The sequence below is a fragment of the Stenotrophomonas sp. NRRL B-14846 genome, from assembly GCF_050473585.1.
Lineage (GTDB): Bacteria > Pseudomonadota > Gammaproteobacteria > Xanthomonadales > Xanthomonadaceae > Stenotrophomonas.
This window is the reverse complement of sequence record NZ_JBFLUN010000022.1, coordinates 2,209,830-2,223,442: the sequence shown is the minus strand read 5'-3', so window position 1 is coordinate 2,223,442 and position 13,613 is coordinate 2,209,830. Positions and strand designations below refer to the sequence as shown.

Here is a 13,613-nt window from a genome sequence, read left to right as displayed (position 1 = left end):
GCGCCATGCAGGCACGCCATCTGTTGTCCGCCGCGGCGTTGAGCCTGGCCGTTGCTGCCTGCCAGCCGGCCCAGCAGGAGCCTGCCAAGCCGCGGCCGCCGGTGATCCTGATCGAGGCCGACGCACCGCCGCGGCCGATGAAGCCGGAGCTGCCGCCGCTGTTCGATGACATCGAGCGCCGCACCTTCCAGTTCTTCTGGGATACCACCAACGAGATCAACGGCCTGACCCCGGACCGCTACCCGTCGCGGCCGTTCGCCAGCATCGCCTCGGTCGGCTTCGCGCTGACCGCCTATCCCATCGGCATCGAGAACGGCTGGGTCAGCCGCAACCAGGCGATCGACCGCACGCTGACCACGCTGAAGTTCTTCCGCGACGTGCCGATGGGCCCGCAGCGCACCGGCAAGGCCGGTTACAAGGGCTTCTACTACCACTTCCTGGACATGCAGGAAGGCCGTCGCTACGACAGCTGGGTCGAGCTGTCCTCGGTGGATACCGCGTTGCTGATGATGGGCGTGCTGTTCGCGCAGTCTTACTACGACGGTGACGATCCGCGCGAGAAGGAAATCCGCCAGATCGCCGATACGTTGTACAAGAAGGTCGACTGGCCGTGGCTGCAGCAGCGTGCACCGCTGATCTCGATGGGCTGGTTCCCGGAGAGCGGTTTCATCGACCACGACTGGATGGGCTACAACGAGGCGATGATGGTCTACATCCTCGCCCTGGGCTCGCCGACGCACCCGGTCAGCCCGGACGCGTGGACGGTGTGGACGCGTACCTACGACAACGACTGGGGCGTCTACCAGGGGCAGGAATACCTGTCCTTCGGCCCGCTGTTCGGCCATCAGTACAGCCACGTCTGGATCGACTTCCGCGACATCCAGGACGCGTACATGCGCGAGCGTGGCAGCACCTACTTCCTCAACAGCCGCTCGGCCGCGCTGGCCCAGCGCGAATACGCCATCGCCAACCCGATGCAGTGGAAGGAGTATGGCGAGAACGTGTGGGGCCTGACCGCCAGCGATGGTCCGCAGAACACCACGCAGGACTACCGTGGCGAGCAGCGCCAGTTCCGCCACTACTCTTCGCGCGGCGCCGGCCTGCGCGAGAACTTCGATGACGGCACGATCGCCCCGACCGCCGCGATCGCCTCGGTGGTGTTCGCCCCCGAGCAGGTGATCCCGGCCACGCTGGAGATGCACAAGCGCTTTGGCGATTACATCTATTCCAGCTACGGCTTCCTGGATTCGTTCAACCCCAGCTTCAACTACGACATCCCGATCAAGACCGGCCGCCTGGTTCCGGATCGCGGCTGGGTCGCCAGCGACTACATCGCCATCGACCAGGGCCCGATCCTGACCATGATCGCCAACTACCGCGATGACTTCGTCTGGGAAGTGATGAAGAAGAACCCGTACATCCGCAAGGGCCTGGAGCGGGCCGGGTTCAGCGGTGGCTGGCTGGCGCCGGAAGGCTCGTTCCAGCCGCTGGAACTGCAGAAGGACGAAAAGGCCGCGGCGGCACGCGCGGTGGGTATCGCCGAATCACGCGCGGCTGCCGCGCAGGAACAGAAGAACAATGCCAACCGCACCACAGGCCAGGGCAAGTAACCCGATGCCGAACTGGATCGACCGCCTGCGCCGCTGGGCGCTGCCTGCCCTGGCCGCCCTGGCCGCCCTGGCCGTGGCCGGCTGCGCCCGCACCGAACCGGGCACCACCACTGTGCGCTTCTGGGCGATGGGCCGCGAAGCCGAGGTGGTCAGCGAGCTGATCCACGAATTCGAGGCCGAAAACCCCGGCATCAAGGTGGATGTGCAGAACATCCCGTGGACCGCCGCGCATGAGAAGCTGCTGACCGCGTTCGCCGCCGACGGCCTGCCGGACGTGTGCCAGCTGGGCAACACCTGGGTGCCGGAATTCGCCGAACTCGACGCGCTGACCCCGCTGCAGCCGTTCGTGCAGCGCTCAACCGTGGTCGACCCGAAGGACTACTTCCAGGGCATCTGGGATACCAACGTGATCCACGGCGAGCTGGTCGGTGTGCCGTGGTACGTCGATACGCGCCTGATCTACTACCGCAAGGACCTGCTGGCCAAGGCCGGCTACGACCACCCGCCGCGTACGTGGCAGGAATGGGAGGAGCAGATGGCGGCGATCAAGCGCATGCAGGGCCCTAACCGCTATGCGGTGCTGATGCCGATCAACGAATTCGAGCAGCAGCTGTCGCTGGCCCTGCAGCAGCCCGACCCGCTGCTGCGCGACGACGACACCCGCGGCAATTTCGCCAGCCCGGGGTTCCGCCGCACGCTGGCCTTCTACGCCAACATGTTCGAGCAGGGCTGGGCGCCGAAGATGTCCGAAACGCAGATCTCCAACGTCTGGGACGAATTCTTCCGCGGCTTCAACGTGTTCTACATCTCCGGCCCCTGGAACATCCGCGAGTTCAAGAAACTGCAGCCGAAGGAACTGGAAGGGCAGTGGGGCACCGCCGCGCTGCCGGGGCCGGACGGCCCGGGCGCGGGCATCGCCGGTGGTACCAGCCTGGTGATCTTCCGCAAGTCGCAGCAGAAGGAGGCGTCCTGGAAGCTGATCGAGTTCCTGTCGCGGCCGGAGATCCAGGCGCGCTTCCATTCCATCATCGGCGACCTGCCGCCGCGCCGCAGTGCCTGGAACGCGCCGTCGCTGGCCAATGATCCGCTGGCAGCCGCGTTCCGCGATCAGCTGGAGCGGGTCAAGCCGACGCCGAAGGTGCTCGAATGGGAGCGCATCGTGCAGGAAATGCGCATCGTCACCGAGAAGGTGGTGCGTGGAGGCCTGGCGCAGGACAAGGCCGTGGAAGAGCTGGACCAGCGCGTGGACAAGGTGCTGGCCAAGCGCCGCTGGATGCATGAACAACAACGCCTGCAGGAGCGCGCACCGTCGCCGCAATCAAGCAGCGCCGTGGCCGCCGGGAGCGCGCAATGAAACGTACTTCGCTGGCCGGCTGGATCTTCGCCGGCCCCTCGCTGATCGTGCTGGGCGTGTTCTTCGGCCTGCCGGTCGCTTCGGCGCTCGCGCTGAGCGTGACCGACTTCGACCTCTATGCGCTGGCCGACAGCAGCAACCTGCGCTTCGTCGGCCTGGGCAACTACATCGACCTGCTGCAGACGCCGATGTTCTGGAAGTCGCTGTGGAACACCACCTACTTCGTGCTGATCGGCGTGCCGTTGTCGATCGGCGTGTCGCTGGGCGCGGCGATGCTGCTCAATGCGCCGGCCGCGCGCTTCAAGGCCCTGTTCCGCACGGCGCTGTTCGCGCCGGTGGTGACCACGCTGGTGGCGGTGGCGGTGATCTGGCGCTACCTGTTCCATACCAGCTATGGCCTGGTGAACTACGGCCTGGGCCATCTAGGCATCAGCCCGATCGACTGGCTGGGTGATCCCAACTGGGCGATGCCGACCATCATGCTGTTCGCGGTGTGGAAGAACTTCGGCTACAACATGGTGATCTTCCTGGCCGGCCTGCAGGCGATCCCGCATGACCTGTACGAGGCGGCGCGCATCGACGGCGCCTCGCGCTGGAAGCAGTTCCTGCACATCACCCTGCCGATGCTCGGCCCGGTGCTGCTGGTGGTCGGCGTGATTACCGTGTCCGGCTATTTCCAGCTGTTCGCCGAACCCTACGTGATGACCCGCGGCGACCCGCTGCAGAGCACCGTCAGCGTGCTGTATTTCATGTTCGAGGAAGGCTTCAAGTGGTGGAACCTGGGACGCGCCTCCGCCGTGGCGTTCCTGCTGTTCCTGATCATCCTGGCGGTGACCACCGTGATGCTGCGTTTCGGCCGCAAGAGGCAGTTGGTATGAGTCGTGAAATCGGCCAGTCGCGCTGGTACCCGTGGATGATCAATGGTGCGTTGCTGGTGCTGGCCCTGGTCAGCCTGGCACCGCTGCTGTGGATGGTCTCGGTCTCGTTCATGCCGCAGGGCGAGGCCAGTCATTTCCCGCCGCCATTGCTGCCGTCGAGCATCACTACGCACAACTACCATGAGCTGTTCGCGCGTACCGGCATGGGCGGCAACTTCGCCAACAGCCTGCTGGTGTCGCTGGGAATCACGATCGGGTCGTTGCTGCTCAACACCATGGCTGGTTACGCCTTTGCCAAGCTCAATTTCGTCGGCCGCGAGCGCCTGTTCCAGGTACTGATGGCGGCGCTGGTGATTCCGGCGCAGGTGGCGATGCTGCCGCTGTTCCTGCTGATGAAGCAGCTGGGGCTGGTCAACAGCTTCGGCGGCGTGATCGTGCCGGCGCTGGCCAGCGTGTTCGGCATCTTCCTGGTACGCCAGTACGCGCGTTCGATCCCGGACGAGCTGCTTGAAGCGGCGCGCATCGACGGGGCAGGGGAGCTGCGCATCTTCTTCCAGATCGTGCTGCCGATGCTCAAGCCGGTGCTGGTGACCCTGGCGATCTTCACCTTCATGGGCGCATGGAACGATTTCATGTGGCCGCTGATCGTGTTGACCGACCAGGAGCACTACACTTTGCCGGTGGCGCTGGCCACCCTCTCGCGCGAACACATCATGGACGTGGAAATGATGATGGCCGGCGCGGTGGTCACCGTGGTTCCGGTGCTGGCGCTGTTCCTGGTGCTGCAGCGGTACTACATCCAAGGTCTGTTGCTGGGGAGCGTCAAGGGATGAAGCGAGCGATCGCCGTTGGACTGGGACTGTTGTGGACCTCCCTGGCGATCGCCGCACCACCGGCACTGCCGGCACCGAAGGTGCTGGACGATCTCGACGATATCGGCGCCTGGAAACTGGTGCTGTCCGACCAGGTCAGTGGTTCGCTGCGGCCGGTCAGCGGCGCCGGCGGTGGCCGCGCGCTGTGCCTGGACTACGATTTCCACAAGGTCTCCGGCTACGTCGGCATCCGCCGCGCGCTGAACATCGAGTACCCGGTCAACTACCGTTTCGGCTTCCAGCTGCGCGGTGATTCGCCGGCCAACGACCTGCAGTTCAAGCTGATCGACGCCAGCGGCGACAACGTCTGGTGGGTCAACCGCCCGGGCTACAGCTTCCCCAAGGCGTGGACGCCGGTCGAATACCGGCGCCGCCAGATCGACAAGGCGTGGGGGCCGTCGCCCGAGAAGGAGATGGCACGCAGCGCCGCGGTCGAGTTCACGATCTACAGCAAGGTTGGTGGCCGCGGCACGGTCTGCTTCGACAAGCTGACCCTGCAGGGCCTGCCGCCGCAGGATGATTCGGCGCTGGTGCCATCGGTGATCGCCGACACCGCCACCGCGCTGCAGGACCGCATGATCGACGGCAAGGGCGACACGTTCTGGATCAGTGGCGGGGTCAAGCAGCAGACCATCAGCCTGGATCTGCACAAGAGCCGCGAGATCGGTGGTGCGGTGATCGACTGGCTGCCGAACCTGGAAGCCAACCGTTACACCGTGCGGACCTCCGAGGATGGCCGGGACTGGCGCACTGTGCGCGAGGTGACCGGCGGCGCGGGAGGCCGCGACTGGCTGGCGCTGCCGGACACCGACGCGCGCTACGTGCGCTTCGATCTGCTCGATGGCCCGAACTGGCGCTATGGCATCCGTGACATCACGCTCAAGCCGCTGGCCTTCGCCGCCACGCCGAACGCGTTCCTGTCCTCGGTGGCGGCCGACCTGCCGCGTGGGTCGTTGCCGCGTGCGTACGTGGGCGAACAGCCGTACTGGACCCTGCTCGGCCTCGATGGCGGCCAGGAACAGGCGCTGATCAGCGAGGACGGTGCGCTGGAGCCGGCCAAGGGCAGCTTCAGCATCGAGCCGTTCATCCGTCTCGACGGCAAGCTGCTGGACTGGTCGAAGGTGGCCATCACCCAGTCGCTGCAGGATCACTACCTGCCGATCGCCAACGTCGACTGGGTGCACGAGAAGGCCGGCCTGGCGGTGACCAGCTTCGTGCAGGGCACGCCGGAGCGCGCGCAGTTGATCGGCCGCTACCGGCTGAGCAATCCGGACAAGGTGGCGCACGAATACACCCTGGCGCTGGCGATCCGCCCGTGGCAGGTCAACCCGCCGACCCAGTTCCTCAACACCGTTGGCGGCTTCAGCCGCATCGATGCGCTGGATGTGGGTGAACAGCTGGTGCGCATCAACGGTGAGCCGCGCATCTACCCGCTGCAGGTGCCGGATGCCCGCTTCGCCAGCACGTTCGATGGCAAGCTCGATGCGATGCATCTGGCGTCCGGAAAGTACCCGGCCAGCACGGCGGTGAAGGACAGCACCGGCATGGCGTCCGGCGCGCTGCTGTATACGATCAAGCTGGAACCCGGCCAGAGCCGCGAAGTGGCGGTGGTGCTGCCGCAGACCGGCGGCTGGGCGCCACAGGCGCTGGACGTGGCCAAGGCGCAGGCGCAGGTGGCCGAGCAGTGGCGGCAGAAGCTGGGCGTGGTCTCGTTGCAGGTACCGGCGGCGGGCCAGGCACTGGTCGACACCCTGCGCACCGCAGTGGCGCACATGCTGATCTCGCGGGTTGGCCCACGCCTGCAGCCGGGCACGCGCTCGTACGCGCGCAGCTGGATCCGCGATGGCGCGATGATTTCCGAGGGCCTGCTGCGCATGGGGCGCAGCGATGCCGTGCGTGACTACATCAACTGGTATGCGCCGTATCAGTTCGAGAACGGCAAGGTGCCGTGCTGTGTCGATGCACGTGGCAGCGACCCGGTGCCGGAGAACGACAGCCATGGCGAGCTGATCTACAGCATTGCCGAATATGGGCGTTACACCGGTGACAGCACTTTCGCCGAGCTGATGTGGCCGCATGTGCAGGGCGCCTACAGCTACATGGAGCAGCTGCGCGCCAGCGAGCGCACGGACGAGAATCGTGCGCGCAATCCGGCGTTCTACGGGATGATGCCGGCCTCGATCAGCCACGAAGGCTATTCGGCCAAGCCGATGCATTCGTACTGGGATAATTTCTGGGCGTTGCGCGGCTACAAGGACGCGGCATCGCTGGCGGCCCAGCTGGGCAAGGTCGAGGCGATGCAGATCGCCGAATCGCGTGATCAGTTCCGTGATGACCTGCAGGCTTCGCTGCTGTCGGCGATGCAGCAGCACAACATCGATTACCTGCCGGGTTCGGCCGAGCTTGGCGATTTCGATGCGACCTCGACTACCATCGCGCTGGCCCCGGGCGGTGAGCAGGGGCGCCTCCCGCAGCAGGCGTTGGACGCAACCTTCGAGCGCTATTGGAAGGAATTCGTGGCGCGTCGCGATGGCAAGCGCGAGTGGAAGGACTACACGCCCTATGAGTGGCGCAACGTAGCTGCCTTCGTCCGCCTGGGCTGGCGTGATCGCGCCTGGCAGGCGACCGAGTTCTTCTTCAAGGACCGTGCGCCGCAGGCCTGGAACCAGTGGGCCGAAGTGGTTTCGCGCACGCCACGCAAGCCGTTCTTCGTCGGTGACCTGCCGCATGCCTGGGTGGCCTCGGACTTCGTGCGCTCGGCCTTGGACATGTTCGCCTACAGCCGTGACATGGACGATGCACTGGTGCTTGCCGCCGGCATTCCGACCGCCTGGCTGCAGGGCGAGGGCATCGCCGTGCAGGGACTGCGCACGCCGCAGGGCCAGCTCAACTACCGCCTGCAGCGCAGCGACAAGCAGCTGGTGCTGGAGGTGCAGCCGGGCCTGGTGCCACCGGTCGGTGGCGTGGTGCTGCCGTGGCCGTATGCGGGCGATCCGGGCGAGGCGACCATCAACGGCGAAGCGGCCGAGTGGGTCAACAAGGAACTGCACGTGCACCAGCTGCCGGCGCGGGTCGAGATCGACGTACCGAGCGCGGTGCGCCGCGCCGAACGCAAGGGGCAGTAACGATGAAGCAACAGGGGGCAGGGGTGCGCGCGACGGTGCGCGCCCTGGGGCTGGCCATTGCATTGGCATTGCCGGGCGTGATGATGGCGGCCGAACCGGCTGCCACGACCGCGGCGTCCGACGTTGCCAGCGCGCCGGGCATGAGCATGGTCACCTTCAACCTGCATCATGACCGCGAAGACTGGCCGAGCCGGCGCCGCACCATCCTGGCCGAGCTCAAGCGCCTGCAGCCGGATGCGGTTGCCCTGCAGGAGGTGATCCAGCGCCGTAACGTGCGCAACCAGGCGCAATGGCTGGCCAGCCAGCTCGGCTACAAGTATGTGTTCGTGTCCACCGATCCGGTGGGCGCACCGAAGCGCTACGGCAATGCGTTGCTGACCCGGCGGCCGATCCTCGCCCAGGGGGATCATCTGCTGCTGCCGTTGGACGACTACCGCACGGTGGCTCACCTGCGCATCGACGTCGAAGGCACGCCGGTGAACGTCTACGCCACGCATCTCAACGAGCGCAACGACGAGAGTGGCCAGCGCATCCGTCGTACCCAGGTCGAGGACCTGCTGCGCTTCATCACCGCTACCTCGGCCGGCGCGCCGGTGGTGATCGCCGGCGACTTCAATGCGCTGGTGGACGCAGGCGACCTGAGCGAGCTGCGCAGCCATTACGGCGACAGCTATGGCAGCGTGCACGTCAACACCGACCTGACCGGCGTCAGTACGTTGAACCGGCACTATTACCAGGCGCCCTCGCGCATCGACCACATCTTCTTCCAGCAGGACCGGATGGTCGCGCGCGAGGCCAAACTCCTGTTCGACCAGCCCGATGACAGCGGTCGCTGGGCGTCGGATCATTACGGGGTCTGGACCCGCCTGCAGTTCGCCCCGGCGCGCTGACGCCGCGGGGCGTCATGCTCTGGTAGGTGCCAACCCTGGTTGGCACCGGCGTGTCCGCGTGCATTGAATCAACGGCGCCAACCAAGGTTGGCCTCTACCAGAGCGCTGCACGCGCCCGACGCACAAACAAAAACGGCGGGGATCATCGATCCCCGCCGTTTCGTTTTCTACGCGATCACAGCGCGATCAGTTTGCCGGCGGCGTGCGCTTGGCGGCGTCCTCGTCTTCTTCCTCGGCCTTGGCTTCGGCGGCCTGCGCGGCGGCGTCGGCGTGGCCATCGGCGACCGGATCGATCGACGGCGTCACCACCGCATCGGCGACCGGGGCCGCAGCTTCCACCGGCGCAGCTTCGACCGCCACCGGAGCGACCGGCTGTTCGGCGACCGGCGCAGTCTCGACGATCGGCTTGGCTTCAACCGCGGGAGCGGCCTCCACCACCGGGGCAGCCTCAACCGCCAGCGGCTGGATTTCAACCACCGGGGCCGCTTCAACAACCTGCGGCTTCGATTCCACGATCGGTGCAGCCTCGGCGACGACCGGCTTCACTTCGGCCACCGGAGTGGCTTCAGCGACCGGGGCAACCTCAACCACCACCGGCTTCGCTTCGACCGCCGGGGCTGTCGCTACCGCCGGCTGGGCCGGGGTCGCAGCGTCGATGGCATCGAGCATGCTGGTCTGCACCGGCGACGACGCCGGTTCGGCCTTGGCCACGGTTTCGACCGGAGCCTGTACCTCGGCCACGACCGGCGCAGGGGCATCGACCACCGCGCTGCTCACCACCGCGACCGGTGCGGCGACAACAGCGGCGGCGGCGCGGACCGGCTTCTCGGCTTCGGCAGCGGTCGGTTCGGCTTCGTCATCGAAATCGAATTCCGGCTGCGAACGGGCCGGCTGCGCAGCGGCGACCGGAGTGGCCCCGGCAGCGTTGTCGTTGCTTGGCTCGGCGACATCAGCAACATCGGTGTCATCACTGTCGTCCGCGTCGTCCTGGTCATCGCCCAGGCCGTCGTTGCCGGCAGCGTTCTCGGCGCCACCACGGCGACGGCGACGGCCACCACGACGGCCACGGCGGCGGCGGGTCGCGCCTTCACCGGCCTGCTCGCCGTTGGCGTCGAGGGCAGCCTCTTCACCGGTCACGGCATTCGCCTCGGCCTCGTTGCCGGCGTTGGCAGTGGTGTCGGCCGGTGCGGCGGCCTCCGGCGAAGCGGCAGCCATCGGTGCAACCGGCGCCACCGGCGCGGTCGCTTCCTGAGCGGTCACCACGTTGGCGGCGACCGCCGTGGCGGCCACGGCGGCAGCCGCGGTCACGGCCTCGGCCGGTGCCTCGGCGGCGCTGCGCTGCGGCTTCTCGGCCGGCTTGTCACCGTCCTGCTGCTGGCGCGGCTGCTTGGGCTGCTTCAGCTTCGGCTGCTGCTGGTTCTGGTTCTGGCCCTGCTGCTCGTTGCGCGGCTTGTTCTGCTGCTGCGGCTGCTGGCCGTCCTTCTGCTGCGGCTCCTTCTGCTTGCCCTGCTGCGGCTGCTGCTGGGCATTGCCGTTGTTGCCGTTGCGGCCGTCCTTGCGCTGCTCACCACGGTCCTTGCGGTTGCCGCCGTCCTTCTGCTGCTGCGCATTGCCGTTGCCGCCGTTGCCACGGCTGTCGTCGCGGCGCTCCTTGCGGTCCTTGTTGCGATCCTTGTTGCGGTCCTTGCGGCCGCCGTCCTGCTGCTGGCGGGCGACAGGGGCCGCCGGTGCCGGTGCCGGCGCCGGTTCGCCACCGAACACGCGCTTGAGCCAACCGATCACGCCGCCGCTCGGGGCCGCTGCAACCGGCGCTGCCACGACCGGGGCCGGGGCCGCTGCGGCCGGCTCCACTTCCTCGCGCACCGGGGCGGGGGAGGTGTGCTTGACCTGGGTCACCGCCGGCGGCGGGATGTTCAGCTGGCCCTTGGTCAGGGCGTGCACCGGCAGCTTGCGCGGGGTGCCGCGCTGGTAGCTGGGCTTGTTGCTCTCTTCACCCAGCTCGTTCTCGCGCAGGCGGGTGACGGTGTAGTGCGGGGTGTGCAGCTGCTCGTCGGCGACGATCACGATCGGCGCCTCGTGGCGCTGTTCGATCTCGCGCAGGGCGCTGCGCTTTTCGTTCAGCAGGTAATTGGCGATCTCCACCGGGGCCTGCACCAGCACCTGCCCGGTGTTCTCCTTCATCGCGTGCTCTTCGGCAACGCGGATGATCGACAGCGACAGCGACTCGACGCTGCGCATGCGGCCGTGGCCGTCGCAGCGCGGGCAGACGATCTGGCTGGATTCACCCAGGCTCGGGCGCAGGCGCTGGCGGCTCATTTCCAGCAGGCCGAAGCGCGAGATGCGGCCGACCTGAACGCGGGCACGGTCGTACTTCAGCGCGTTGGCGAGGCGGTTCTCGACTTCGCGCTGGTGCTTGTTGGAGGCCATGTCGATGAAGTCGATCACCACCAGGCCGCCCAGGTCGCGCAGGCGCAGCTGGCGGGCCACTTCCTCGGCCGCTTCCAGGTTGGTCTGGAATGCGGTGTCCTCGATGTCGCTGCCCTTGGTGGCGCGCGAGGAGTTCACGTCGACCGCGGTCAGCGCTTCGGTCTGGTCGACCACGATCGAGCCGCCCGACGGCAGGCGCACGTTGCGCTCGTAGGCACCTTCGATCTGCGATTCGATCTGGAAGCGGTTGAACAGCGGGATGTCGTCCTTGTAGTGCTTGAGCTTGCGCAGGGTCTGCGGCATCACCTGCTGCATGAACTCGCGGGCGTGCTCGTACATCTCCTCGGTGTCCACCAGGATCTCGCCGATGTCGGCGCGCAGGTAGTCACGCAGGGCGCGCACGATCAGGCGCGATTCCTGGTAGATCAGGAACGGGGCCGGCTTGCTCAACGCGGCTTCGGCGATGGCGCGCCAGACGTTGAGCAGGTAGTCCAGGTCCCACTGCAGCTCTTCCGCATCGCGGCCGACGCCGGCGGTACGGATGATCACGCCCATGTCGTCGGGGATGTTCAGCTTGTCCAGGGCGTCCTTCAGTGCGGCCCGGTCTTCACCCTCGATGCGGCGGGAGACACCGCCGGCGCTGGGCGAGTTCGGCATCAGCACCATGTAGCGGCCGGCCAGCGAGATGAACGTGGTCAGGGCGGCGCCCTTGTTGCCACGCTCTTCCTTGTCCACCTGGACGACGATCTCCTGGCCTTCCTTCAGCAGCTCGCGGATGCCGGCCTTGTTGTGGTCGACACCGGCCTGGAAGTAGTCGCGGGAGATTTCCTTCAGCGGCAGGAAGCCATGGCGGCCACCGCCGTACTCGACGAAGGCGGCTTCCAGCGAGGGCTCGATGCGGAAGATCCGGCCCTTGTAGATGTTGGACTTCTTCTGTTCCTTCGACGGCTGTTCGATGTCGATGTCATACAACGACTGGCCATCCACGATGGCAACACGCAGCTCTTCAGCCTGCGTGGCGTTGATCAGCATTCGCTTCATTGTTGCGTTCCTCGCAAGCGGCTACCGCGCGGAACGCCATGGGGTTTCGCCTCTGGACACGGTTCGCCGCCCATTCGCGCAAGCGCGGGGAGGGCGGCTTGGGTTTCCAGCGCTACGACACCACGGCAGGCCGCGGGAGCGCTTCACTCTTATGGGTTTTGGGGTGTTACAGGCCGCAGGCAGCTGTCAGCCAGGCTGGAGCGCCACGCGGGACATGTTCAGCACGGTTGCGTGTCAGGCATCCGGCGATGGCCGGGAAGGCCGGTGAGCCGCTAACATGGCCGCCCCGCGGGCGGTGGTCGCGCACTGTGCCGGATTCGTCGGAAGCTGGGCTTCTGGCCCTGAGTAACTTCCAACGAAATCAATCCCTTATCTCGCCCCCCGAGTGTAACAGAATAAACAGCCTGATGACTGCCCAAGACCCCACCAAACCCGCTGGCGACAAGCCTTCCGTGCGCATGATCACCGTTCCCGCCGACCGCGCCGGCCAGCGCCTGGACAACTTCCTGCTCGGCCAGCTGAAGGGTGCCCCGCGCAGCCTGGTCTACAAGCTGGTGCGCAGCGGCCAGGTACGGGTGAATGGTGGCCGCGCCAAGGCCGAACGCAAGCTCGAGGCCGGAGACGAGGTGCGTGTGCCGCCAGTTCGTCTCACCGAAGAGGGAGACAAGGCCGGTCCGCCGGAGGCGTTCATGCGCCGCCTGGAGCAGGCCATCGTCTTCGAGGATGCCCGCCTGCTGGCCCTGAACAAGCCCACCGGCGTGGCCAGCCACGGCGGCAGCGGCATCAGCTTCGGCGCCATCGAGACCCTGCGCGCCCTGCGCCCGGGCCAGACCCTGGAGCTGGTCCATCGGCTGGATCGCGACACCTCGGGCCTTCTGATCGTCGCCAAGAAGCGTTCGGCGTTGAGCGAGCTGCAGGCGCTGTTGCGTGAAGACCACGGCGCCGGCATCCGCAAGCGCTACCTGACCCTGCTGGCCGGGCGCATGCCCGACGGCGTGATGACGGTCGATGCGCCGCTGCACGTGGGCCTGCGCCAGGGCGGCGAGCGCCATGTGCAGGTCAATGCGATCGGCAAGGAATCGATCAGCCACTTCCGTGTGCTGGAACGCCGCGGGGGCCATTCCTACTGCGAGGTGCGCATCGAGACCGGTCGTACCCACCAGATCCGCGTGCATGCCCAGCATCTGGGGCATCCGGTGGCTGGTGACGATAAATACGGCGATCCTGCGGTCAACAAGCGGCTTCGTGAGCAGATCGGGCTGAAGCGCCTGTTCCTGCACGCAGCCTCGCTGGAGTTCGCACTGGACGACGGCAAGAGCCCCTACGTGCTGAACGCGCCGCTGGCCGACGAGCTGGTCGAGGCGCTGGACCGGCTGCGCTGAAGCTGGCGCCGGGCCGTGCCCGGCGCTCCCGTTG

General features: G+C 66.9%; 8 protein-coding genes. 7 read left to right on the top strand and 1 reads right to left on the bottom strand.

The features are described 5' to 3' along the window. Window positions 1-5 precede the first annotated feature (5 nt). Genes AB1281_RS12490 through AB1281_RS12465 form a run of 6 tightly spaced genes read left to right on the top strand, consistent with a single transcriptional unit; the run spans window position 6 to window position 8,729 of the window. Window positions 6-1,610: a glucoamylase family protein gene (locus tag AB1281_RS12490; RefSeq protein WP_049442664.1), complete on the top strand. Its 1,605-nt coding sequence runs from the start codon at window positions 6-8 to the stop codon at window positions 1,608-1,610. Between the two features lie 4 nt (window positions 1,611-1,614). After that, window positions 1,615-2,964 carry a sugar ABC transporter substrate-binding protein gene (locus AB1281_RS12485; RefSeq protein WP_430346068.1) on the top strand — a complete coding sequence of 450 codons (1,350 nt, stop codon included), beginning with the start codon at window positions 1,615-1,617 and terminating at the stop codon, window positions 2,962-2,964. After that, entirely contained in the window at window positions 2,961-3,842 is an 882-nt protein-coding gene (locus AB1281_RS12480) for a carbohydrate ABC transporter permease (RefSeq protein ID WP_005410323.1), read from the top strand. Before AB1281_RS12485 ends, AB1281_RS12480 begins: the two co-directional genes overlap by 4 nt. Further along, complete coding sequence (locus AB1281_RS12475; protein ID WP_006456347.1) at window positions 3,839-4,675, top strand: carbohydrate ABC transporter permease; 837 nt, start codon at window positions 3,839-3,841, stop codon at window positions 4,673-4,675. The genes AB1281_RS12480 and AB1281_RS12475 overlap by 4 nt, the downstream gene beginning before the upstream one ends. Further along, a complete protein-coding gene (locus AB1281_RS12470) occupies window positions 4,672-7,839 on the top strand; it encodes a discoidin domain-containing protein (protein WP_430346067.1) in 3,168 nt (1,055 codons plus the stop codon). The genes AB1281_RS12475 and AB1281_RS12470 overlap by 4 nt, the downstream gene beginning before the upstream one ends. A 2-nt stretch (window positions 7,840-7,841) precedes the next feature. Beyond that, window positions 7,842-8,729 (top strand): endonuclease/exonuclease/phosphatase family protein, encoded by an 888-nt coding sequence (locus tag AB1281_RS12465; RefSeq protein WP_430346066.1) that lies wholly within the window; start codon window positions 7,842-7,844, stop codon window positions 8,727-8,729. A 186-nt stretch (window positions 8,730-8,915) separates the two neighbouring features. Here AB1281_RS12465 and AB1281_RS12460 read toward each other — a convergent pair whose 3' ends face one another. Beyond that, on the bottom strand, window positions 8,916-12,197 hold the full coding sequence (locus tag AB1281_RS12460) for an Rne/Rng family ribonuclease (RefSeq protein ID WP_430346065.1): 3,282 nt from the start codon (window positions 12,195-12,197) through the stop codon (window positions 8,916-8,918). A 407-nt stretch (window positions 12,198-12,604) separates the two neighbouring features. On the opposite strand from AB1281_RS12460, the gene AB1281_RS12455 reads away from it, so the two are divergent. Beyond that, the gene (locus tag AB1281_RS12455) at window positions 12,605-13,579 is read left to right on the top strand and encodes an RluA family pseudouridine synthase (protein ID WP_049401092.1); all 975 of its coding nucleotides are present in this window, start codon (window positions 12,605-12,607) and stop codon (window positions 13,577-13,579) included. Window positions 13,580-13,613 lie beyond the last annotated feature (34 nt).

Excerpts from the sequence above, each read along its gene's own strand:
- AB1281_RS12490 (WP_049442664.1), top strand. The coding sequence starts at position 6 with ATGCAGGCACGCCATCTGTTGTCCGCCGCGGCGTTGAGCCTGGCCGTT.
- AB1281_RS12485 (WP_430346068.1), top strand. The coding sequence starts at position 1,615 with ATGCCGAACTGGATCGACCGCCTGCGCCGCTGGGCGCTGCCTGCCCTG.
- AB1281_RS12480 (WP_005410323.1), top strand. The coding sequence starts at position 2,961 with ATGAAACGTACTTCGCTGGCCGGCTGGATCTTCGCCGGCCCCTCGCTG.
- AB1281_RS12475 (WP_006456347.1), top strand. The coding sequence starts at position 3,839 with ATGAGTCGTGAAATCGGCCAGTCGCGCTGGTACCCGTGGATGATCAAT.
- AB1281_RS12470 (WP_430346067.1), top strand. The coding sequence starts at position 4,672 with ATGAAGCGAGCGATCGCCGTTGGACTGGGACTGTTGTGGACCTCCCTG.
- AB1281_RS12465 (WP_430346066.1), top strand. The coding sequence starts at position 7,842 with ATGAAGCAACAGGGGGCAGGGGTGCGCGCGACGGTGCGCGCCCTGGGG.
- AB1281_RS12460 (WP_430346065.1), bottom strand. The coding sequence starts at position 12,197 with ATGAAGCGAATGCTGATCAACGCCACGCAGGCTGAAGAGCTGCGTGTT.
- AB1281_RS12455 (WP_049401092.1), top strand. The coding sequence starts at position 12,605 with ATGACTGCCCAAGACCCCACCAAACCCGCTGGCGACAAGCCTTCCGTG.